This is a genomic window from Streptomyces sp. NPDC020983, assembly GCF_044333485.1.
Taxonomy (GTDB): Bacteria; Actinomycetota; Actinomycetes; order Streptomycetales; family Streptomycetaceae; genus Actinacidiphila.
In genome coordinates this window covers 169,376-191,625 of record NZ_JBIRRA010000004.1, presented here as the reverse complement: position 1 = coordinate 191,625, position 22,250 = coordinate 169,376, and the positions used below count along the sequence as shown (strand labels likewise).

The window sequence follows — 22,250 nt, the reverse complement described above, 5'->3', positions numbered from 1 at the left end:
CCGGCCGGAGGCAGCACCCCGGCCGGAGGTGTGGGCGGGACAGGTGGAGCGGCGGCAGACGGGGCGGCGCGGGCCCACGGAACAAGCGGGAAGGCGGAGCAGGCGGGATCCGGCCGGGCCGGGTAGCGGGCCCGGCCGGATCCGCGCAACGGCGAGCTGATCGAGGATGAGTTAGGTTAGCCTTACCTTACTCACGATCCATCAGGAGGCCTCCCATGCGCGCGCACCTGCTCAACGGCACCACCACCGGGCACTACCGCACCTCCGTGCTCCAGGGCGTCGAGCAGGTGGCGGCGGCCCTGGTTGCGGCCGACCGGCCGTTCACCGGTGTCCACCCCGACGCGCTCGCGCCGCGTGTCGACGCGATCGACCTCGAACGGCCGCTCGGCGACACGGCCGCGGCGCTGGAGGAGCTGGAATCGGTCTACCTCCGGGACGCCGTCTACTTCCACCATCCCCGCTATCTGGCCCACCTGAACTGTCCCGTCGTCATCCCGGCCGTGGCGGCGGAGGCGGTGCTCAGCGCGGTCAACTCCTCGCTCGACACCTGGGACCAGAGCGCCGGCGCCACCCTGATCGAGCGCCGCCTGATCGACTGGACGGCAGGGCGGCTCGGTCTCGGCCCGGACGCCGACGGCGTCTTCACCAGCGGAGGCACCCAGTCCAACCTCCAGGCGCTGCTGCTGGCCCGCGAGGAGGCGCTGGCCCGCGGCGCCACCCCCGGCCGGCTGCGCGTGCTGACCTCCGAATGCGCGCACTTCAGCGTCCAGAAGGCCGCCCGGCTGCTCGGCCTCGGCGCGGACACGGTCGTCGCCGTCCCCGCGGACGACGCCAAGCGCCTCGTCGTCCCGGCGCTGGAAGCGGAGCTGGAGCGCTGCCGCCGCACCGGCCTCACCGCGATGGCGGTCGTCGGCACCGCGGGCACCACCGACTTCGGCTCCATCGACCCGCTCCCCGCGCTGGCCGAGCTGGCGGCCCGGTACGGCAGCCGGCTGCACGTCGACGCCGCGTACGGCTGCGGCCTGCTGGTCTCCCGCCGCCACCGCCGGCTGCTCGACGGCATCGAGCACGCCGACTCGGTGACCGTCGACTACCACAAGTCCTTCTTCCAGCCGGTCAGTTCCAGCGCCCTGCTGGTCCGCGACCGGACCGTCCTGCGGCACGCCACCCACCACGCCGACTACCTCAACCCGCGCCACGCCGCCGCCGAGCGCATCCCCAACCAGGTGGACAAGTCCCTCCAGACGACCCGCCGCTTCGACGCGCTCAAGCTGTGGATGACCCTGCGGGTGATGGGCGCGGACGGTGTCGGCGCGCTCTTCGACGACGTCCTCGACCTGGCCCGGCGCGGCTGGGAGCTGCTGGACGCCGACCCGCGCTTCGAGGTGGCCGCCCGCCCCGCCCTCTCCACCCTGGTCTTCCGCTGGCTGCCACCCGGACCGGCGGACCCCGGGACCGTCGACCGCGCCAACCTGCACGCCCGCAGGGCGGTGTCCGCCTCCGGTGCGGCCGTCGTGGCCGGCACCACCGTCGCCGGGCGCCACCACCTCAAGTTCACCCTGCTCAACCCGCTGACCACGCCCGCCGACATCGCCGAGGTCCTCGACCTGCTGGCCGGCCACGCGGCCGACCACGCAGCCGGGCGCACGGCGGGCGGCCACGCCGCCCAGGGAGGAGAGACCCTTGTCCACGCGTCCTGACGCCCGCCGCGGCGCCACCGCCGACTTCGTCGCGATCGGGCTCGGCCCCTTCAACCTGGGCCTGGCCTGCCTCACCGAGCCCATCGACGGTCTCGACGGCGTCTTCCTGGAGAGCAAGCCCGACTTCGACTGGCACTCCGGGATGTTCCTGGAGGGCAGCACCCTCCAGACGCCCTTCCTCTCCGACCTGGTCACCCTCGCCGACCCGACCTCCCCCTTCAGCTTCCTCAACTACCTCAAGGAGTCCGGCCGGCTCTACGCCTTCTCCATCCGCGAGAGCTTCCATCCGCTGCGCGAGGAGTTCAACGACTACTGCCGCTGGGCCGCCGCCCGCCTCCCCACGATCCGCTTCGGCCGCACGGCGACCGAGGTCACGTACGACGACGCCGACGGCCTCTACACGGTCGTGACCGGCACCGGCGAGGCCTTCCGCGCCCCGCGCCTCGTGCTCGGCACCGGCACGCCCCCCTACCTCCCGCCCGCCTGCGAGGGCCTGGGCGGCGACGCCGTGCACACCTCCGGCTACCTCCCGGCCCGCGAGCAGCTCCGCCGCAAGAGCAGCGTCACCGTCGTCGGCAGCGGGCAGAGCGCCGCGGAGGTCTACCACGACCTCCTCCGGGACATCGACACCCACGGCTACCACCTCACCTGGGTGACCCGCTCCCCGCGCTTCTTCCCGCTCGAATACACCAAGCTCACGCTGGAGATGACCTCCCCGGAATACGTGGACTACTTCCACGCCCTGCCGCCCGCCACCCGCGACCGGCTCAACGCCGCGCAGGGGAACCTCTACAAGGGCATCGACTCCGAGCTGATCAACGCCATCTTCGACCTGCTCTACGTCAAGAGCCGGCGCGGCAAGGTCCCCACCCGGCTGCTCACCAACACCTCCCTCGTGCACGCCGCGTACGACACGCCGGAGGCACCCGGCGCGTACACGCTGGGACTGCGCCAGGACGAGCAGGGCGTCGACCACACCCTCACGACCGAGGGGCTGGTGCTGGCCACCGGCTACCGCTACCGCGTGCCCGGCTTCCTCGCGCCCGTCCGCGACCGCATCCGGCTCGACGCGCGGGGCCGTTACGACGTCACCCGCGACTACGCCGTCGACGTCACCGGCAACGGCGTCTTCGTGCAGAACGCCGAGCTGCACACCCACGGCTTCGCCGCCCCCGACCTCGGCATGGCCGCCTACCGCAACTCGCGGATCATCCGGCAGCTGCTCGGCCGCGAGCACTACCGGGTGGAGACCGCGATCGCCTTCCAGGAGTTCACCGCATGACGACCCCCGAACCCTCCGCCGCCGCCGGAACCGGGCCCGGCGGTCCCGACCCCGCCCGCTTCACCTTCCGCCCCGTCGACCCGGCCGCCGACGCGACGCTGCTGCACCGCTGGGTCCTGCACCCCAAGGCGTCCTTCTGGCTGATGGGCGACGCGACCCGGGAGGACGTCGAGCGCGCGTACACCGAGATCGCCGCGGCCCCGTACGAGGAGGCCTTCCTCGGCCTGTACGGCGGCGAGCCGGTGTGCCTCATGGAGCGGTACGACCCCGCGCGGGTCGAACTCGCCGGGCTCTACCCGGCCGAGCCCGGTGACGTCGGCATGCACTTCCTCGTCGCGCCCGCCGGGACCCCCGTGCACGGTTTCTCCCGCGCGGTGCTCAGGGCCGTCATGGCCGAGCTCTTCGCGGATCCGGCGACCCGCCGGGTGGTCGTCGAGCCGGACGTACGCAACACCGCCGTGCACCGGCTCAACGAGAGCGTCGGCTTCGAGGTCGCCGGGAAGGTCGCCAAACCGGAGAAGGACGCGCTGCTCAGCATCTGCACCCGCGAGCGCTTCGAGGCGACCCGATGACCGCTCCCGCGACGGACGGCGGGCCCGCCGTCCCCGCCCCCGCCCCCGCCCCCGTCCCCGCCGCCGTGGACCACCTCACGCCCGCCGCCTGGCAGCGCGCCACCCGGCGGCTGCTGGCGAAGGCCCTCGGCGAATTCGCCCACGAGCGCCTGCTGGAGCCCGTCCGGATCGGCCCCGGCCCCGCCGCTCCGGACGGGCCGGCCCGCTACGAGGTCACCTCCGACGACGGCCGCACCGCCCACCGCTTCACCGCCCGCCGCCTCGCCCTGGGCCACTGGCAGGTCGACCCCGCCTCCGTCACCCGCCGCTCCCCCGGGTCCGGTGAAGAAGGCGAGCCCGACGCGCTCGCCTTCTTCACCGGCCTGCGCCGCACCCTCGGCCTGAGTGACGACGTCCTCCCCGTCTACCTGGAGGAGATCACCGCCACCCTCTCCTCCGCCGCCTTCCGGGCCCGTCCGCGCGCGCCCCGCGCCCTCACCGCCGCCGAGCTGCCCGCCGCCGGCTTCCAGGCCGTCGAGGCGGCGATGACCGAGGGCCACCCCTGCTTCGTCGCGAACAGCGGCCGGCTCGGCTTCGGCGCCCGCGACCACCGCCGCTACACGCCCGAGGCGGCCGCGCCCGTACGGCTCTTCTGGCTCGCCGCCCACCGCGACCACGCGGTCTTCAGCGCGGGCGAGGGCGTGTCCGAGCAGGACTTCATGGCCGCCGAGCTGGGCCCCGCGCAATACGCCCGGCTGCGCGGCACGCTCACCGCGCGCGGCCTGGACCCGGCCGCGTACGTCCTGCTCCCGGCGCACCCCTGGCAGTGGGAGCACAAGCTCGCGGTGAGCTTCGCCGGGGAGGTCGCGGCCGGGCGGCTGGTCCCCCTCGGGCCCGGGGACGACGACTACCTCGCGCAGCAGTCCGTCCGGACGTTCTTCAACGCCTCCCACCCCGGGCGGCACTACGTGAAGACGGCGCTGTCCGTCCTCAACATGGGCTTCATGCGCGGCCTGTCCGCCGCGTACATGGCGGGCACCCCGGCGATCAACGACTGGCTCGCGGGCCTGGTCGCCGCCGATCCGACGCTGCGGGCGGCGCGCTTCTCGATCATCCGCGAGCGCGCCGCGGTCGGCTACCACCACCGCGGCTACGAGGCCGCGACCGCCCACGGCTCGCCGTACCGGACGATGCTGGCCGCGCTGTGGCGGGAGAGCCCGGTGCCCGGGCTGGCGCCGGGCGAGTCCCCGGTGACGATGGCGGCCCTGCTGCACACGGACGGCCACGCCGGCGACGACGGCACGCGGGCCCGGGAGGGCCGCACCGGCCCGCGGGCCCCCGGCGGCGCGGACCGTGCGGCGGACTCCTTCGCCGCCGCCCTGATCGCCCGCTCCGGCCTGCCCCCGGCCCGCTGGCTGCGCGGCTACCTCGACGCCTACCTCGTCCCTGTCCTGCACAGCCTCTACGCCTACGGCCTGGCCTACATGCCGCACGGCGAGAACGTGATCCTCGTCCTGGGCGCGGACGGCGGCACCGTCCGGCGTGCCGTCTTCAAGGACATCGCCGAGGAGATCGTGGTCATGGACCCGGATCTGCCCCTGCCCCCGGCCGCCGAGCGGGTCCGGGCGGCGAACGTGCCCGGCGAGGAGCTCGTCCTCGCGGTCTTCACCGACGTCTTCGACAGCTTCCTCCGCTTCCTGAGCGCCGTCCTGCACACCCGCGGGGTGCTCGACGAAACCGTTTTCTGGCGCACGGTCGCCGGATGCGTCACGGACTACCAGCGCGCGCACCCGCACCTGGCCGCCCGCTTCGCGCGGCACGACCTCTTCGCCGAGCGCTTCGCGCTGTCCTGCCTCAACCGGCTCCAGCTCAGGAACAACCGGCGGATGGTCGACCTGGACGACCCGTCGGCCGCGCTCCAGTTCGCCGGCACCCTGCCGAACCCCCTCGCACCCCACCGCCCCCGCCGACCCCGCTGACACGCTTCACCGAATTAACCGCAATGTCATGTTTAGCGCGCTACCGTCACCCCTTTGGCCGTTCCTGACCCGTCTTCCTGCCCGGAATCGGGCAGGATTCTTGCAAAGCGAAGATCATCACACCAGTATCAACGGGTGCTCGAACGCCGGACCCCGTACGACGACCTGATCGACCACCTGGTGCGCACCACGCCGCTGCACCGCGGCGAGGCGTCCCGGGTCGTCCTGGACGTCCTGGCGTACTTCGACGAGACGACGGAGGAGTTCGTCCGCCGCAGACACCGCGAGCTCCAGGCGAAGGGCCTGGTCAACGCGGAGATCTTCGAGCGGATCGGCGAGGAGCTGCCGCACCGGGCGGTCGCCCCCGCCACGCTCTCCCAGCGCCAGCTGCGCCGCATCGTCTACGGCTGAGGACCCCGGGCACACACCAGGGCAGGCAGGACCCGCAGGGCATGCGGACAGGCACAGGACGACGGAGAGGGACGGACGGCTCATGTGCGGAATCGTCGGGTACATCGGCAAGCGTGACGTGGCCCCGCTGCTGCTGGAGGGCTTGCAGCGGCTGGAGTACCGGGGCTACGACTCGGCCGGCATCGTCATCACCGGCAAGTCGGGCGAGCTGCGGACGGTCAAGGCCAAGGGCCGGGTACGCGAGCTGGAGTCGCGCGTCCCCAAGCGCTTCGCCGGCACCACCGGCATCGCCCACACGCGCTGGGCCACCCACGGCGCGCCCAGCGACCTCAACGCGCACCCGCACCTGGACGCCGACGAGAAGGTCGCCGTCGTCCACAACGGCATCATCGACAACGCCTCCGAGCTGCGCATCCGCCTCACGGCCGAGGGTGTCGTCTTCGCCTCCGAGACCGACACCGAGGTGCTGGCCCACCTGATCGCCCGCTCGGCCGCCTCGACGCTGGAGAAGAAGGTCAGCGAGGCACTGCGGTCGGTCGAGGGCACCTACGGCATCGCGGTGCTGCACCAGGACTTCCCCGGCCGGATCGTCGTGGCCCGCAACGGCTCGCCCGTGGTGCTGGGAATCGGCGAGAAGGAGATGTTCGTCGCCTCCGACGTGGCCGCGCTCGTCGCCCACACCCGCCAGGTCGTGACCCTCGGCGACGGCGAGATGGCCACCCTCAAGGCCGACGACTTCCGCACCTACACCACCGAGGGCTCGCAGACCACGGCGACGCCGACCACGGTGGAGTGGGAGGCCGAGTCGTACGACATGGGCGGCCACGACACCTACATGCACAAGGAGATCTTCGAGCAGGCCGAGGCCGTCGACCGGGTGCTGCGCGGCCGGATCGACGACCGCTTCGCGACCGTGCACCTCGGCGGCCTCAACATGGACGCGCGCGAGGCGCGCAGCGTGCGCCGCATCAAGATCCTCGGCTGCGGCACCAGCTACCACGCCGGGCAGATCGGCGCGGGCCTGATCGAGGAGCTGGCCCGCATCCCCGCGGACGCCGAGCCCGCCTCGGAATTCCGCTACCGCAACCCGGTGGTCGACCCCGACACCCTGTACGTCGCGGTGTCGCAGTCCGGCGAGACCTACGACGTGCTGGCCGCCGTCCAGGAGCTCAAGCGCAAGGGCGCGAGGGTGCTGGGCGTGGTCAACGTGGTGGGCTCGGCGATCGCCCGCGAGGCGGACGGCGGCACGTACGTGCACGCCGGGCCCGAGGTGTGCGTGGTGTCCACCAAGTGCTTCACCAACACCGTCGTCGCCTTCGCGCTGCTGGCCCTGCACCTGGGCCGGGTGCGCGACCTGTCGGTCACCGACGGGCGGCGGATCATCGAGGGGCTGCGCCGGCTGCCGGCGCAGATCGAGGAGATCCTCAAGACCGAGCAGGACATCAAGCAGCTGGCCAAGGCCTACGCCGACGCGCGCTCGATGCTCTTCATCGGCCGGGTCCGCGGCTACCCGGTCGCGCGCGAGGCGTCGCTGAAGCTCAAGGAGGTCAGCTACATCCACGCCGAGGCCTACCCGGCCTCCGAGCTCAAGCACGGGCCGCTGGCGCTGATCGACCCGTCGATGCCGACCGTCGCGATCGTGCCGGACGACGACCTGCTGGAGAAGAACCGCGCGGCGATGGAGGAGATCAAGGCCAGGAACGGCCGGATCCTGGCGGTCGCGCACCAGGTGCAGCCGAAGGCGGACCACACGATCGTGGTGCCCAAGAACGAGGACGAGCTGGACCCGATCCTCATGGGCATCCCGCTCCAGCTCTTCGCCTACCACACCGCCCTGGCGCTGGGCCGCGACATCGACAAGCCGCGCAACCTGGCGAAGTCCGTCACCGTGGAGTAGCCGCACGGGACGCGGGGGCGTACGGACGCGTACGTCCCCGCGCGCGCTCCCGGGCGCGCGGCCCCCGGCGCACGCGGGCCCCACCCGTACGGGTGACGGCCGTACGGGTGACGGCCGTACGGGTGACGGCCGTACGGGTGACGGCCGTACGGATGACGGCCGTACGGGTGACGGCTGCGGGGGTGTGCCCGGCGGGAGCGGGCGCTACGGGATGACGACGACCGGGCGCTGCGCCCGGCGGGCGAGGCGGCCCGCGACCGATCCGAAGATCCGTCCGGCCAGTCCGTGCGTGCCGCCGACCACGATGGCGTCGGCCTCGTACTCGCGGCCGACCTCCTCCAGCTCGTGGCAGATGTCGCCGCCGCGCTCCACCAGCACCCAGGAGATCTCGGCGAGGTGGTCCGCGCACGCCAGCTCCAGGCCGAGCACCTCGGTGCGGTGGTCGGGGACGTCGACGAAGACCGGCGGCTCGCAGCCCGCCCACACCGTGGCCGGCAGCCGGTTGGCCACGTGCACGATGATCAGGGCGGACGCCGTCCTGCGCGCCATGCCGACGGCGTACGCGAGAGCGCGCTCGCTGGAGACGGACCCGTCGAACCCGACGACGACGCCGTGCCGGAAGGCCGGATCGCAAGGATGCCGGGCGGGCGCCTGTTCGGGCAGCGCCGCGGCCGATTCGGCTAGCGGCCTGCGATCGGCGGGCTCGGGGAAGTCATGACCGGCCATGATGCGGATTCTCGGCGAGGGCGGCGCTGACGCGCCGAGCAGCGGACAGGACGGGTCGTGCGGGTCGGTCCGGCGGACCGGCCGGTTTGGGCCAGTTCGGCACTTCCCGTCCCGCTCTCTCCAGAGTACGGCCGTAAGGGCGGCCTGCACAGGTTCGGCAGAGTCTTCACCGGTGGCGTACCCGGAGTTCCCAGGAGAATGCCGGAGCGGCGCCGCGAGCGCAACGCCATCCCGCCAACCGGCGGCACGGCGCGGCGCACCGGAGCACCCCGGGGGCGCACCGGTTCATCCGCGGGCGGCCGCGCGCCGTGAAGCGGTCATACCCGCTGCTGCCACGGGATATCCACCGGATTCGCCCGTTCCGTGCGGCGGTTGGCAGCGCGCCCGGGAGCCGCCCCGCGCACGTCCCGCCGCCTTGTACGCGCCCCTCGCTCCTCAACGTCGATTTTCGGCCAACTTCTGGGCCGGTCACCGAAGTTCGGATCACCGCCCGCTAACACCTCTGTCACCTGCGGTTCTACGATGCGGCGTGTCGCGGGTGACGCGCTGCGTGGCCGAAGTGACGGGAGGCGTACTTCCCTCAGCGCGCAACGAGTGAAACGCTTCGTGATCGAATGCTTTACGCCACGTTGTCTTGTCGATTTACCGTCAGATGACAATGACGTCACTGACGCCCCACCTGACACAGTAGGTTTGATCTTGGGTGGCCGCGCGGGGGGAACGTGCAGGACCGAGGTGACGACGCGTCGATTCGAGGGGGGCTTGAGCTCCATGAGCCAGGAGTCCGGTTCCGGTACGGCGACGGAGAGCCCGTCGCAGGCACCATCGGCATCGCCTCGCGCCATCCGTAAGCTCTCCGCGCGCCGGCGACCGGAAGTCGTCGCGGTGCTGCTGTTCAGCGGTGGCCCGATCTTCGAGAGTTCCATACCGCTGTCCGTCTTCGGGATAGACCGCCAGGACGCCGGGGTGCCCCGCTACCGGCTCCTGGTCTGCGCCGGCGAGGACGGGCCGCTGCGTACCACCGGCGGTCTCGAACTGACCGCCCCCTACGGCCTGGAGGCGCTCTCCCGGGCCGGCACGGTCGTCGTGCCGACCTGGCGGTCGATCTCGCAGGCCCCGCCGCCCGAGGCGCTGGAGTCGATCCGCCGGGCCCACGAGGAGGGCGCCCGCATCATCGGCCTGTGCACCGGGGCCTTCGTGCTGGCCGCGGCCGGGCTGCTGGACGGCCGGCCCGCCACCACGCACTGGATGTACGCGCCCACGCTCGCCAAGCGCTACCCGTCCGTGCACGTCGACCCGCGCGAGCTGTTCGTCGACGACGGCGACGTCCTCACGTCGGCCGGCACCGCCGCCGGTATCGACCTGTGCCTGCACGTCGTGCGCACCGACCACGGCGGCGAGGCGGCCGCGGCGCTCGCCCGGCGGCTGGTCGTGCCGCCGCGCCGCTCCGACTGGCAGACCGGCCAGCGGCACCTGGACCGCTCTTTACCGGAGGAGATCGGCGCCGACCCGCTGGCCGAGGTCGTCGCCTGGGCGCTGGAGCACCTCCACGAGCAGTTCGACGTGGAGGCGCTGGCCGCGCGCGCGTACATGAGCCGGCGGACCTTCGACCGCCGCTTCCGCTCGCTCACCGGCAGCGCGCCGCTGCAGTGGCTGATCACCCAGCGGGTGCTCCAGGCCCAGCGGCTGCTGGAGACGTCGGACTACTCGGTGGACGAGGTCGCGGGCCGCTGCGGCTTCCGCTCCCCGGTGGCGCTGCGCGGCCACTTCCGGCGCCAGCTCGGCTCCTCCCCCGCGTCCTACCGGGCCGCCTACCGGGCCCGCAGGCCGCAGGACGAGCCGGAGCGGCCGTCGGTGCCCGCCGACCTCGCCGCGCTGCGCCGGGGCCCCGTGGCGGCCGGGGCGGCGACGATCGCCGGGCACCACGGGCCGGTCTCGCAGCTGCTCGCGCCGCCGGGCAAACCGGAGAGCGACACCTATGCCGCGCGGGTCCCCGACCAAACGGGCCGGGGCGAGCCGCCGGACGGTCCCGCCCGCTCCCGGCTGCGCGGTGCACGCGGTCTGGGAGCCGCACTGCCGGGACCGCGTGACCGCCCCGTAGGGTGAGACGCATGAACGACCGGATGGTGTGGATCGACTGTGAGATGACGGGGCTGTCACTGGCGCACGACGCGCTCGTCGAGGTGGCGGCCCTCGTCACCGACTCGGAGCTGAACGTGCTCGGGGAGGGGGTGGACGTCGTGATCCGCCCCCCCGCCGAGGCGCTCGACACCATGCCGGAGGTGGTCCGGACCATGCACACCGCCTCCGGCCTGCTGGACGAGCTGGCCGGCGGCATCGCCCTGCCCGAGGCCGAGCAGATCGTGCTCGACTACGTGCGCACGCACGTCGCCGAGCCGCGCAAGGCGCCGCTGTGCGGGAATTCGGTGTCCACCGACCGCGGCTTCCTGGCGCGCGACATGCCCACGCTGGAGCAGCACCTGCACTACCGGATCGTGGACGTCTCCTCGGTCAAGGAGCTGGCCCGCCGCTGGTACCCGCGGGCCTACTTCAACAGCCCCGAGAAGAAGGGCAACCACCGCGCCCTCGCCGACATCCGCGAATCCATCGCCGAGCTGCGCTACTACCGCGAGGCCGTCTTCGTCCCCCAGCCCGGCCCCGACTCGGACACCGCGCGGGCGATCGCCGCCCGCCACGTCCTCCCGGCGGACGGCCCGGCGGCGCACTGACCCGCGCCCCCCGCGGACCCGCGCGAAAGCCGGGCGCGACCACCCCCCGCCACCCTGTACACTTTTCGAGGCGACGCCACCCCGGGAAGGTCACGGGGCGGAGTGCCGCTGATGGTGGGTGTAGCTCAGCTGGTAGAGCACCTGGTTGTGGTCCAGGATGCCGCGGGTTCGAGTCCCGTCACTCACCCCACCGAGGCCCCGGCCCGCGCAAGCGGTCCGGGGCCTCGCCGTATACACCCGGACCCCCGCACCTCCCCCTTCCGGCGCCGGCCGCGCATGGCCTCCGGGCCTGCCGAAAAGGACCGGAAAACGCCCCCGGCGGTCGCCGTACGGGGCCGGAGGAGCTAGGGGGGTGCCGGCGGCCCTCAGGGGGCCCGCGGGCCGCCCGCGGACCGGTGCCGGGCGACGGGCGTACGGTCGGCGTACGACGGGAGAGAGGGCGCGGCGGTGCTGATCGACACGGTGGCGTGGGTACGGGCCGAGGGCGGGCGGGTGCTGTGCGCGCGGCCGCAGGGGAAGGGCGTCTTCTACGTGCCCGGCGGCAAGCGGGAGGGCGCGGAGAGCGACCTGGAGACGCTGGTGCGGGAGATCCGCGAGGAGCTGGACGTCGCCCTGGACCCGGGATCGGCCGCGCACACCGGGACGTACGAGGCGGAGGCGGAGGGCGCTGTCGTGCGGATGGCCTGCTACACCGCGGACTACCGGGGAGAGCTGAGGCCCAGCAGCGAGATCGAGGAGATCGCCTGGTTCGGCTACGCCGACCGGCACCTCGTACCGCCCGTCGACCAGCTGCTCTTCGACGACCTCAGGGACGCCGGGCTGCTGGACTGACCGCCGCGGCGAGGGGCGGCCGGAGTCCGGCCGGCCGGGCTTCGCGGGCGCCGGCCCGTCCTGCCGCGGCGACGGGCCGCGGCGGGGGCGTGGCGGCCGCCAGGGGCGCTCCCCGTGCGCTCCCGGCGGCGTACAGCCCGCGCAGGCCGCGGGACGGCACCGCGGCCCCGCGCCCTCCCAGTGCCCAGGGAGGTGCGGGGCCGCGGCCGGGGTCCCGGTGGGAGCGGGGGGGGCCGGGCAACTGTCAGGTAACCCGGGTCATCTCCCGCCCCGGCTCCCACCGGGAGTTCGGATCACGCGCCGAAGAGCAGACCGTAGGCTCCCATCGCCATCGCGATGTCGGCCTGGGCCCAGAAGCGGTGATAGGTGAAGCTGGGCGCGGCGCCGCCGTTGAGGTAGGCCTGCACCTTCGACCAGTTCGGGTCGTTCTTGTAGAAGGACCGCAGCTCGATGAAGGTCGAGCTGGAGTTGATCTTGTCGCCGTTGGGCATCGTGCCGGAGAACGTGGACGGCACGTAGACCGGGTCGTCGAACCGGTTGTAGTCGGTCCGGGTCTCCGGGGTCGCGATACCCAGCGGGTCCTGGTAGTTGGTCCACATGCCGTCGAGCAGCTGCTTGGCCATGGTCTTGGCGGCCGTGCTGCCGGACTTGGCGGCGTAGTAGGACAGCGTCTTGGCGTAGGCCGCCGCGACGCCCAGGTCGTTGCCGTAGGCCGAGACCGTCACGTGCAGGCCGGAGTTGCTGCCCGGGCTGGACGCGTTCCAGGTGTCCGGCTGGCCGGTCCACTGGAGGTCGGACGGGATCTTGAAGGTGCCGTCCGCGTTGACGGTGGTCTCGGACATGGCCCAGGTGACCCACTTGTCGAGGATCTTCTTGGCCTTGGCGTCACCGGTCTGCTGGTAGTACTCCGCGACCCGCTCCATCGACCAGGCCTGCATGCCGAACCACTGGTTCGACGGCGGGTCGTGGTAGACGGGCTCCCAGTCGTACGCCATCCCGTAGAAGGTGGGCGTGCCGGCCGGGGGCTGGGCGTAGGCGCCGCCCCAGCTGTTGGTGGCGCCACCGGCGATGGCACCCTCGGAGGACTGCAGCCACTGGTAGAACTCCAGCTGCCGGCTGAGGCTGGTGGTCCAGTCCTGCTTGCCGGTGGTGGACTTCGGGGCCATGGCCGCGTCGTTGGTCAGCGCGTACGCCGCCAGCGGGTTCTGGTAGCCGAAGTGCGAGGCGCCGTCACCGATGCGCCAGGCCCAGCCGCCGCCGGAGCCGGACGAGCCGCCCCAGGCGTAGTACCACGACAGCAGGTAGTGCTCGCTGTCCTTGCCGGTGCCGGCCGGGCAGGTGGTCGGGCTGGTGCAGTTGCCGATCTTCTTGAAGTACTTGTCGAAGAACGAGTACCGCAGGTAGTCGCCCATCTTGCCGGCCTTGGCGACGGTCGCCGCGACGTCCGACTTCTTGCCCTGCGCGGTGGCCCACTGGTCGGCCCAGTACGCGGCCTGGATCGCACGCGCGTCGGCGTCGGGGGCGTCGGTGTACTTCCACTGCTGGGAGTAGGACGAGTCGCCCGTGAAGAGGTCCAGGTAGCCGTTCTTGCCGCCGTACTTGAACGCGTCGCAGGTCGGCTGCGGCACGGTCTCCCACACCGACTCCTGCTCACCGCGCTGGAAGGTGTTGATGTACGACGGGCCGGGCGCGGACGGGCCGAGTTCGCAGCCGCCACCGGGCGTGTCACCGTAGCCGTAGATGTTGTCCACATCCTGCAGCCAGTGCATGCCGTAGATGTCGTCGGTCCCGTAGGCCGACTTCAGCTCGCTCGCGATCGGGTCGACCCCGGACTTGACGCTGCTGTCCAGCTGCGACGGGTAGTCCGAGGGCAGCGGGTGCTCGGGGGCGTAGGTGGCCGGCGAGCTCGCGTTGTAGAAGCTGTTCGTCGGCTGGTCCGCGTGCGTGGGGATCATGTACTTCTCCATGGTGCCCCAGGCCGCGTTGAACTTGCTCCAGTCGCCGCTGACCTGCCCGTACATGGCCTGCAGCCAGATCATGTACGAATACGCCTCGGAGGTGGTCTCGTGACCGTAGTCCGGGGCCTCGACCATGAGCGTCTCGACCGAGTGGTACGGGATGCCCTCGGGCGAGAAGTAGCCGCTCGACGGGTCGGTGATCTTGCTGTAGAGCGACAGGAAGCGCGCGGCGTAGTCACCGGTCGCGGCGATCTCGCTGACCGAGACCGTCGCGGTGCTGTAGCCGGTGGCGGTGGCCGAGAAGGTGGCCGCGCCGGTGCCGGAGGCGTCCGCGGCGACGGTCACGTTCTGCGCCGTCGACCAGTTGCTCGGGGTGAAGGTCAGGCTCGCCCCGGACTGGACGCTCAGCCCGGTGTTGCCCGCGGTCCGCGCGACGGCGACCGTCACGTTGGCCGACGGGGCACCCGACAGCTTCAGGCCGAAGGTGCCGGTCTTGCCCTGCTGGACCGACAGCGTCGTGGGCGAGGCCACGATCGCCGGGCCGCTCGCGACGTGCACGCCCACCGGGGTCGACTCGGCGGACGCGCCCAGGCTGTCGTAGGCCTTGGCGTAGACCGAGTAGTCGCCGGCCGGGACGCTCGCCCAGTCGAACGTGTACGGCGAGGTGGTGTCGGTGCCCAGCAGCGTGGTGTTGTTGTAGAACTCCACCTTGGTGATCGTCGCGCTGTCCGCCGCCACCGCGGTCGCGGCCAGCGGGATCGTGGCGCCCGCGCTGTAGGTGGCACCGGCCGACGGGCTGGTGAGCACCGGCAGCGGCGGCTGGTGCGCGCCACCGCACACCGTGCCGTTGACGCTGAAGGACGTCGGCGCGGTGTTGGTGCCGCTGTAGTTGAAGTTGGCGCTGGTGGTGACGCTGCCGTTGGCGGCGATCGTCTTGTTCCAGTCCAGCGACTTGACGGTGACGGCCTTGCCGGACTGCGACCAGGTGCCGTTCCAGCCGCTCTGGAGCGTCTGGTTGCCGGTGTAGGAGTACGTCAGCGTCCAGCCGTCGATCGAGCTGCTGCCGAGGTTGGTGATCTTGGCGTTGGCCGTGAAGCCGGAGCCCCAGTCCTGGGTCGTGTAGTCGACGCTGCACGACAGGCCCGCGGCGTGCGCGGAGCCGCCGGCGGCCACCGTCATGCCGAGCGGCAGGGCGAGTGCCGCGGCCAGGGCCGTCAGCAGCTTCGTGACGCGCCGTCCCGGCCTTCTCAGGATCGGTCTTCCTCTTGCCATGCGGGAGGTCCTCCTCGCGCTGGTGTGTGGGGGGATGGTGTGGTGCTTCTTAAGCTGTGAACCAATGGGAGCGCTCCCACCATCAAGGCCTTGCCGAATACCTGTCAAGAGGTGAAGCACAAAGCCCTGCTGGAGGGCCTGCGATGTGCACGAGTCGATGTGCACCGCGCAGGGGTGGCGGATGGCCGGTACGGTCCCCCTACCCTTGGACGGCACTTGACGCTAGGGTCATTCGCCGGACCAGTGGGAGCGCGTCCACTTCTTGTCGACGCCCGCCGCCGCCCTCCGGGGCGCCGCGGGCGGCACTTCCTCGATCCCCCCACATCACGAGGAGTCGCTCATGCGACGACCCACGCGCACCGCGGCGCTCGCCGTCGCGGCAGTGAGCACGGCGGCGGCCGCCGCCGCCCTGCTCCCCACACTCGGCGCGACCGCGGCGGGAGCCGCACCGGCCTGCGCCGTGTCCTACTCGGTGACGAACCAGTGGGATTCCGGCTTCCAGGGCAACGTTGTCATCACCAACAACGCCGCGCCCACCACGAGCTGGAAGCTCGGCTTCACCTTCACCGGCGGACAGAAGGTCACCCAGGGCTGGAACGCCGCCTGGACCCAGTCCGGGACCGCCGTGACCGCGGCATCCGAGTCGTACAACGGCGTGATCCCCACCGGCGGCACGGTGAGCGCCGGCTTCCTCGGCAGCTGGTCGGGCAGCAACCCGGCGCCGACGGGCTTCACGCTCAACGGCACCACCTGCACCACGGGCGGCGGCACCACTCCCCCCACCACACCGCCGACGACGCCTCCCACGACACCGCCCACCACTCCCCCGACGACCCCGCCGACCACACCGCCGACCACACCGCCCGGCGGCGACACGGCACCGCCCAAGCTGCACGTGTCCGGGAACAAGCTGGTCGACTCCACCGGCAAGCAGGTCGTGCTGCACGGCGTGAACCGCTCCGGCACCGAATTCGCCTGCGCGCAGGGCAAGGGGATCTTCGACGGACCGGTCGACGACACCGCGATCAACGCCATCACCAGCTGGAAGGGCGTCAACGCCGTCCGCGTGCCGCTCAACGAGGACTGCTGGGAGGGCCTGAGCTACGTGCCCACCGCCGACGGCGGTGCCAACTACGTCGCGGCGATCACCGGCTGGGTGAACCGGCTGGTGGCGCACGGCATCACGCCGATCGTCGAGCTGCACTGGACGCACGGCCTCTACAGCGGCAACTCGGCGGGCTGCACCGACGTCAACGCCACCTGCCAGAAGCCGATGCCGGACGCGCAGTACGCGATCCCGTTCTGGACCAGCGTGGCCAACACCTTCAAGTCGAACACGTCGATCGTCTTCGACCTGTTCAACGAGCCCTACCCGGACCGCGCGACGTCCTCCACCGACCAGGCGTGGGCCTGCTGGAAGGACGGCGGCACCTGCCCCGGCATCGGCTACGAGGTCGCGGGGATGCAGGACATGCTGGACGCCGTGCGCGGCACCGGGGCGCAGAACGTCGTCATGATGGGCGGCCTCGCCTACTCCAACGACCTGACGGGGTGGCTGGCGCACGAGCCGGCCGACCCCACGGGGAACCTGGCGGCGGCCGTGCACGTCTACAACTTCAACTCATGCGCCGCCAGTTCCTGCTGGGACTCCCAGCTGGCACCGGTCGCCGCGAAGGTGCCGCTGGTGGCCGGTGAGATCGGCGAGAACACCTGCGGGCACTCCTTCGTCGACAGCTTCATGAGCTGGCTCGACAGCCACCAGGTGGGCTACCTCGGCTGGACGTGGAACACCTGGGACTGCTCGTCGGGCCCGTCGCTGATCTCCAACTACGACGGCACCGCGACGGCGTACGGCCTCGGCCTGAAGAACCACCTGGCGTCGCTCGGCTGAGCCGGCGGCACCCCGGAACGGGGGCGGTCCCGTGCATGGATGGCGTGCACGGGCCCGCCCCTCCTGCGTCCCCCGCCCGGCGGACAGGGCCTGAGCTGGGGCCGGACGCCTGCTCCCGGACTGCGCGCGTCCGTTCGGGTCTCGTACCCCTCGCAGGCGCCAACCGGCCATTATTGAACGACTCATTGACGCGCCCAGGGCCGCCTTGTATACATCACCTCGCCGAGAGAGCGCTCTCATCCCGCTCCGCCGGCCTCCGGCACGGACCCCCACCCGGTTGAGGAGAACACATGTCAGGCAGCACACCCCTGCTGGTGCGCAGGCCCGCGGGGCACCGCCGCGGGCACCAGCCGTACCTCGTCCTAACCGCCCTGCTCGCACTGCTGGGCGGGCTCGTCCTGGTGGTCGGCTCGCAGTCGCCGGCCCGCGCGGCGGGCACCCTGCTCTCCCAGGGCAGGCCGGCCACCGCCTCGTCCACCGAGAACGCCGGCACCCCCGCCTCCGCGGCCGTCGACGGCAATACCGGCACCCGCTGGTCCAGCGCCGCGGCCGACCCCCAGTGGCTCCAGGTGGACCTCGGCAGCAGCCAGTCCGTCAGCCAGGTGACGCTCACCTGGGAGGCGGCGTACGCCAGGGCGTTCACGATCCAGACGTCCGCCAACGGGACGGACTGGACCACCGTCTACTCCACCACGACCGGAACGGGCGGCGTGCAGACGCTCGCCGTAAACGGTTCCGGCCGCTATGTCCGGATGACCGGGACCGTACGGGCCACGCAGTGGGGCTACTCGCTGTGGGAGTTCCAGGTCTACGGCGGTGGCGGCACCCAGCCGGGCGCCTGCGCCACCACCGATGCCGCACAGGGCAGGCCGGCCGCGGCGTCGTCCACCGAGAACGCCGGCACCCCCGCCTCCGCGGCCGTCGACGGCAACACCTCCACCCGCTGGTCCAGCGCCTTCAGCGACCCGCAGTGGCTGCGGGTCGACCTCGGCTCGTCGCAGCAGGTGTGCGGCATCGGGCTGAACTGGGAGGCGGCCTACGCGACCGCTTACCAGATCCAGGTCTCCGACAGCGCCGACGGCCCGTGGACGGCCGTCTACTCCACCACGACCGGAACCGGCGGCGTGCAGAAGCTGGACGTGACCGGCACCGGGCGCTACGTCCGGATCAACACCACCGCGCGGGCCACCGCGTACGGCGCGTCCCTGTGGGAGTTCCAGGTCTTCACCACCACCGGCGGCACGACCGACGGGGGCGGCAGCACCGGCGGCACGACCGGGGGCACGACGCCGCCGGACGACTTCTGGGGCACCACCGGCGACATCCCCGCCGCGCACAACGTCATGGAGCTGAAGATCCTCAACCGGACCAACGGCGCCTACCCGGACAGCCAGGTCTACTGGAGCTTCAACGGCCAGGTCCACTCGATCGCCGAGCAGCCGTACTTCGACATGCCGGCGAACTCCTCGGGCCGGATGTACTTCTACGTCGGCTCGCCGAACAGCCAGTACTACGACTTCATCGAGTTCACGATCGGCGCGAACGTCTTCAACGGCAACACCACCCGGGTGGACGCCTGGGGCCTGCCGCTGGCCATCCGGCTGCACTCGCACGACGGCCAGGACATCCAGCTCGGCGACAGCCAGGACCTGTTCACCATGAGCCGCGACCAGGTCTTCCAGTCCTTCCAGAACGCGGTGCCCTCGCAGTTCAAGGTGCTCGCGCAGACCCAGGCCCCCTACCGGATCATCGCCCCGGGCAGCGACCCGAGCTTCCGTCAGGGCGGGGTGAACGCCAACTACTTCACCGCCTACGCCCAGTCGGTCGGCGTCAACGAGCCCACCTCGAACATCTTCGGCTGCGCCGGCTCCATGGCCGCCGACGCCGCCAAGTGCGCCGCGCTCAACCGGCACACCGCCACCCTGCCCACCGACCAGCAGCAGGACCCGGCCAGGTTCTACGGCGGCGACCCGGCCAACTGGTACGCCAAGTACTGGCACGACCACGGCATCAACCACCTCGCCTACGGCTTCCCGTACGACGACGTGGCGGGCCAGGCCGCCTACGCCTCGCAGCAGAACCCGCAGTGGATGGAGATCGCCGTCGGCTACTAGCCGGCGCCCCACCCGCGGCCTCCGCCACGTCCCCCGGACCCCCCACACCCCCCACAAAGGCCGGGGGCGGGGACGGTGCGCACGCCATGCGCACCGTCCCCGCCCCCGGCGGTCCGACCGTCCCGGGCGCCCTACCGGCCGCCCCGCGGCCCCGCGGCCGCCGGACGCCCCCCACGGCGCCCGGCGGCCGCTGCCGCGTCCACCGCTGCCGGCGCGGTCACACCGACTCCCGCTGCACCAGCTCCGTGGACAGCACGACGTGCCGGCGCACGGACTTGCGCTCGGCGATCTCCTCCAGCAGCACCCGGGCCATGGTGCGGCCCATCTCCTCGGTGGGCTGCCGGACGCTGGTGAGCGCCGGGTCCATGTGGCGGGCGATCGCGGAGTCCTCGAAGCCGACCAGCGCCACGTCCTCGGGCACCCGGCGGCCCGCCTCGCGCAGTACCGCCCGGGCGCCGGCCGCCATCACGTCGGAGGCCGCGAAGACACCGTCGATCTCCGGGCGGCGCACCAGCAGTTCGCGCATGGCGCGGCGTCCGCCCTCCTCCGTGAAGTCGCCGCGCGCGACGAGGGCGGTGTCGAAGCCGCCGGCCGCGGCCTCGACCGCCTGCCGGTAGCCGTCGAGGCGGCTGCGGGCCACGTACATGTCCGGCGGGCCCGTGATGGTGGCGACCTGGCGGCGGCCGCGGGCGAGGAGGTGGGCGACCGCGGCACGGGCGCCGCCGACGTTGTCGGCGTCGACGTAGGACACGGACTCCAGGTCGCTGCGGCGGCCGTTGAGCACCGCCGGCATCTCCAGCTGCTCCAGCAGGTCGGGCAGCGGGTCGTCCTCGTGCACGGACACCAGCAGCACGCCGTCGACCCGGTGGGCGGCCAGGTACTGTGCGAACCTGGCGCGCTCCTTGGGCGTGCGGATCAGGGTGAGCAGCAGCTGCATGTCGGTGTCGGCCAGCTCGGCGCCGATACCGCGGATGATGTCGGAGAAGTAGGGCTCGGCGAAGAGCCGGGTCTCCGGTTCCGGAATGACCAGGGCGATCGCGTCGGTACGGTTGCCGGCCAGGGCGCGGGCCGCGCGGTTGGGCACGTAGCCCAGCTCGGCGATGGCGGCCTCGACGGCGGCCTTGGCGCGGTCGCTGACCCTGGGCGATCCGTTGATCACCCGGGAGACCGTGCCTCGCCCGACTCCGGCGCGCAGCGCCACCTCCTCAAGGGTGGGACGTCCGCTGTGCCGTCCGTTCATGGCCACTGCCGCCTCCTGTACTCATTTCGCGCCACCTTAGCGCCCGGTCCTTCCCCGTAGGAGCGGTACCTGAGAGCGCTCCCACACTACAAGCCCCAGGCAGGGGCTTCCGTTCAAGAAGTAATCGCGACTCAGCTCCGGACACGTTCCGGCAACGAAATGGACTTCACATCTTGACACTGACCCCTCCGAGGCGTGAATGTTCCGGAAAGCCTACGTGGGAGCGCTCCCACAGCGCCAACTTTCGTAACACCCCGGGGACCACGCACCACCAGCACGCTGACCCACCCTGACAAGGAGAGTGGAATGCGCACTTCCGGCAGAACCCGCAAGGCCGCTGTCATCGCGGTCGCGGGTCTCGCAGCCTGCGCGACCCTGATCACCGGTTGCAGCAGCGACAGCGACAGCGGCAGCAAGAACGACTCGAAGGACGGCTCGTCCAACGAGAAGATCACGCTGCACGTCGGCGACTTCGGCTCGTTCGGCTACGACGACAAGAACGGCGCCGCTCTCTACGCCGAGTACCACAAGCTGCACCCGAACATCACGATCGTCGAGGACAACGTCTCGGACGGCCAGCAGTACTGGGACAAGCTGAAGCTGCACCTGACCCAGAACAGCGGCCTCGCCGACATCCAGGCGATCGAGGTCGGCTACATCGGTCTGGCGATCCAGCCGAACCTGGCGAACAAGTTCGTGGACTTCAAGACGGTCCAGGGCTTCGACGCCAACGCGTGGCTCCCCTACAAGGAGAAGCAGGCCACCACCGGCGACGGCAAGATCATCGGCCTGGGCACGGACGCCGGCCCGACGGCGATCTGCTACAACAAGGCCGCCTTCGCGCAGGCCGGCCTGCCCACCGACCGCGACCAGCTCGCGGCCCAGTGGAACGGCGACTGGCAGAAGTTCATCGACCTGGGCAAGCAGTTCCAGAAGAAGGCCCCCAAGGGGATGAAGTTCTCCGACTCCGGCAGCGGCCTGTTCAACGCGATCCTGGCCAGCCAGTCGACGCAGTACTCGGACCAGAACGGCAAGCTGATCTACGACAGCAGCGACGGCGTCAAGACCGCCTGGAACCTGTCGACGGAGGCCGTGGAGGCCGGCATCACCGCCGGCTACCAGCAGCTGGACCCGCAGAACGCGTGGTCGGCGGCCTTCAAGACCGGCAAGTTCGCGACCGTGACCTGCCCGAGCTGGATGGTCGGCCTCGTGCAGAACAACTCCGGTGACGCCGGCAAGGGCAAGTGGGACGTCGCGACGCCGCCGCAGGTCGGCAACTGGGGCGGTTCCTTCCTGGCCGTGCCGAAGGCCGGCAAGCACGTCAAGGAGGCCACCGCCCTGGCCCAGTGGCTGACTGCCAAGGAGCAGGAGGTCAAGGTCTTCCAGAAGTTCGGGAACATCCCGTCGAACGTCGCGGCGCTCGACGACCCGGCGGTCCAGAACCTCACGAACCCGTACTTCCCGGGCACCCCGATCGGCAAGATCTTCGCGGGCGCGGCCAAGAACATCACCCCGGCCCCGATCGGCCCGTGGGACGGCAACGTGAAGGACATCATCACCAAGAACGGCATCATGGACATGGAGAAGCGCGGCACGGCCAAGGACAAGGCCTGGTCGAACGTGGTCTCCCAGATCAAGGACAAGGTCGTTCAGTAACCCACGGCGGGGC

At 71.8% G+C, this 22,250-nt stretch carries 15 protein-coding genes and 1 tRNA gene; 13 read left to right on the top strand and 3 right to left on the bottom strand.

The features are described from left to right. The first annotated feature begins 215 nt into the window (after positions 1 to 215). From ACH4SE_RS09950 to glmS, 6 genes are all read left to right on the top strand, one after another. Complete coding sequence (locus ACH4SE_RS09950) at positions 216 to 1,700, top strand: pyridoxal phosphate-dependent decarboxylase family protein (RefSeq protein ID WP_398542828.1); 1,485 nt, start codon at positions 216 to 218, stop codon at positions 1,698 to 1,700. Continuing rightward, positions 1,684 to 2,982 carry a lysine N(6)-hydroxylase/L-ornithine N(5)-oxygenase family protein gene (locus ACH4SE_RS09945; protein ID WP_398542827.1) on the top strand — a complete coding sequence of 433 codons (1,299 nt, stop codon included), beginning with the start codon at positions 1,684 to 1,686 and terminating at the stop codon, positions 2,980 to 2,982. The genes ACH4SE_RS09950 and ACH4SE_RS09945 overlap by 17 nt, the downstream gene beginning before the upstream one ends. Then, positions 2,979 to 3,554, top strand: a complete 576-nt coding sequence (locus ACH4SE_RS09940; RefSeq protein ID WP_398542826.1) for a GNAT family N-acetyltransferase — start codon at positions 2,979 to 2,981, stop codon at positions 3,552 to 3,554. Before ACH4SE_RS09945 ends, ACH4SE_RS09940 begins: the two co-directional genes overlap by 4 nt. Further along, positions 3,551 to 5,512: an IucA/IucC family protein gene (locus tag ACH4SE_RS09935; protein WP_398542825.1), complete on the top strand. Its 1,962-nt coding sequence runs from the start codon at positions 3,551 to 3,553 to the stop codon at positions 5,510 to 5,512. The genes ACH4SE_RS09940 and ACH4SE_RS09935 overlap by 4 nt, the downstream gene beginning before the upstream one ends. A gap of 135 nt (positions 5,513 to 5,647) precedes the next feature. Next, entirely contained in the window at positions 5,648 to 5,923 is a 276-nt protein-coding gene (locus tag ACH4SE_RS09930) for a hypothetical protein (RefSeq protein ID WP_398542824.1), read from the top strand. Positions 5,924 to 6,005: 82 nt separating this feature from the next. Beyond that, positions 6,006 to 7,820: a glutamine--fructose-6-phosphate transaminase (isomerizing) gene (gene glmS, locus ACH4SE_RS09925; RefSeq protein ID WP_398542823.1), complete on the top strand. Its 1,815-nt coding sequence runs from the start codon at positions 6,006 to 6,008 to the stop codon at positions 7,818 to 7,820. A gap of 204 nt (positions 7,821 to 8,024) precedes the next feature. On the opposite strand, the gene ACH4SE_RS09920 is transcribed toward glmS, so the two are convergent. Further along, positions 8,025 to 8,546 carry a universal stress protein gene (locus tag ACH4SE_RS09920; protein ID WP_398542822.1) on the bottom strand — a complete coding sequence of 174 codons (522 nt, stop codon included), beginning with the start codon at positions 8,544 to 8,546 and terminating at the stop codon, positions 8,025 to 8,027. 771 nt (positions 8,547 to 9,317) lie between these two features. Between ACH4SE_RS09920 and ACH4SE_RS09915 the strand changes: the two genes are divergently transcribed. From ACH4SE_RS09915 to ACH4SE_RS09900, 4 genes are all read left to right on the top strand, one after another. Then, entirely contained in the window at positions 9,318 to 10,652 is a 1,335-nt protein-coding gene (locus ACH4SE_RS09915) for a helix-turn-helix domain-containing protein (RefSeq protein WP_398542821.1), read from the top strand. 5 nt (positions 10,653 to 10,657) lie between these two features. Beyond that, entirely contained in the window at positions 10,658 to 11,275 is a 618-nt protein-coding gene (orn, locus tag ACH4SE_RS09910; protein ID WP_398542820.1) for an oligoribonuclease, read from the top strand. 114 nt (positions 11,276 to 11,389) lie between these two features. After that, positions 11,390 to 11,465, top strand: a tRNA-His gene (locus ACH4SE_RS09905). 257 nt (positions 11,466 to 11,722) lie between these two features. Continuing rightward, complete coding sequence (locus ACH4SE_RS09900) at positions 11,723 to 12,106, top strand: NUDIX domain-containing protein (protein WP_398542819.1); 384 nt, start codon at positions 11,723 to 11,725, stop codon at positions 12,104 to 12,106. Positions 12,107 to 12,399: 293 nt separating this feature from the next. Here ACH4SE_RS09900 and ACH4SE_RS09895 read toward each other — a convergent pair whose 3' ends face one another. After that, on the bottom strand, positions 12,400 to 15,336 hold the full coding sequence (locus ACH4SE_RS09895) for a glycoside hydrolase family 48 protein (RefSeq protein WP_398542818.1): 2,937 nt from the start codon (positions 15,334 to 15,336) through the stop codon (positions 12,400 to 12,402). A gap of 340 nt (positions 15,337 to 15,676) precedes the next feature. Here ACH4SE_RS09895 and ACH4SE_RS09890 point away from each other — a divergent pair, with 340 nt between their 5' ends. Further along, complete coding sequence (locus tag ACH4SE_RS09890) at positions 15,677 to 17,227, top strand: cellulose binding domain-containing protein (protein WP_398542817.1); 1,551 nt, start codon at positions 15,677 to 15,679, stop codon at positions 17,225 to 17,227. A gap of 290 nt (positions 17,228 to 17,517) precedes the next feature. Further along, positions 17,518 to 19,341, top strand: a complete 1,824-nt coding sequence (locus tag ACH4SE_RS09885) for a discoidin domain-containing protein (protein ID WP_398542816.1) — start codon at positions 17,518 to 17,520, stop codon at positions 19,339 to 19,341. Between the two features lie 217 nt (positions 19,342 to 19,558). Here the strand turns inward: ACH4SE_RS09885 and ACH4SE_RS09880 are convergent, their stop codons facing one another. After that, positions 19,559 to 20,581, bottom strand: coding sequence for a LacI family DNA-binding transcriptional regulator (locus tag ACH4SE_RS09880; protein ID WP_398543187.1), 1,023 nt, complete (start codon positions 20,579 to 20,581; stop codon positions 19,559 to 19,561). A 306-nt stretch (positions 20,582 to 20,887) separates the two neighbouring features. Here ACH4SE_RS09880 and ACH4SE_RS09875 point away from each other — a divergent pair, with 306 nt between their 5' ends. Then, positions 20,888 to 22,237 (top strand): extracellular solute-binding protein, encoded by a 1,350-nt coding sequence (locus tag ACH4SE_RS09875; RefSeq protein ID WP_398542815.1) that lies wholly within the window; start codon positions 20,888 to 20,890, stop codon positions 22,235 to 22,237. Positions 22,238 to 22,250 lie beyond the last annotated feature (13 nt).

What these genes read in the sequence shown, in the direction of transcription:
- ACH4SE_RS09935 (WP_398542825.1), top strand. Translation starts at nt 3,551, where the DNA reads ATGACCGCTCCCGCGACGGACGGCGGGCCCGCCGTCCCCGCCCCCGCC.
- ACH4SE_RS09940 (WP_398542826.1), top strand. Translation starts at nt 2,979, where the DNA reads ATGACGACCCCCGAACCCTCCGCCGCCGCCGGAACCGGGCCCGGCGGT.
- ACH4SE_RS09880 (WP_398543187.1), bottom strand. Translation starts at nt 20,581, where the DNA reads ATGAACGGACGGCACAGCGGACGTCCCACCCTTGAGGAGGTGGCGCTG.
- ACH4SE_RS09875 (WP_398542815.1), top strand. Translation starts at nt 20,888, where the DNA reads ATGCGCACTTCCGGCAGAACCCGCAAGGCCGCTGTCATCGCGGTCGCG.
- ACH4SE_RS09920 (WP_398542822.1), bottom strand. Translation starts at nt 8,546, where the DNA reads ATGGCCGGTCATGACTTCCCCGAGCCCGCCGATCGCAGGCCGCTAGCC.
- orn (WP_398542820.1), top strand. Translation starts at nt 10,658, where the DNA reads ATGAACGACCGGATGGTGTGGATCGACTGTGAGATGACGGGGCTGTCA.
- ACH4SE_RS09885 (WP_398542816.1), top strand. Translation starts at nt 17,518, where the DNA reads ATGTCAGGCAGCACACCCCTGCTGGTGCGCAGGCCCGCGGGGCACCGC.
- glmS (WP_398542823.1), top strand. Translation starts at nt 6,006, where the DNA reads ATGTGCGGAATCGTCGGGTACATCGGCAAGCGTGACGTGGCCCCGCTG.
- ACH4SE_RS09890 (WP_398542817.1), top strand. Translation starts at nt 15,677, where the DNA reads ATGCGACGACCCACGCGCACCGCGGCGCTCGCCGTCGCGGCAGTGAGC.
- ACH4SE_RS09950 (WP_398542828.1), top strand. Translation starts at nt 216, where the DNA reads ATGCGCGCGCACCTGCTCAACGGCACCACCACCGGGCACTACCGCACC.
- ACH4SE_RS09895 (WP_398542818.1), bottom strand. Translation starts at nt 15,336, where the DNA reads ATGGCAAGAGGAAGACCGATCCTGAGAAGGCCGGGACGGCGCGTCACG.
- ACH4SE_RS09915 (WP_398542821.1), top strand. Translation starts at nt 9,318, where the DNA reads ATGAGCCAGGAGTCCGGTTCCGGTACGGCGACGGAGAGCCCGTCGCAG.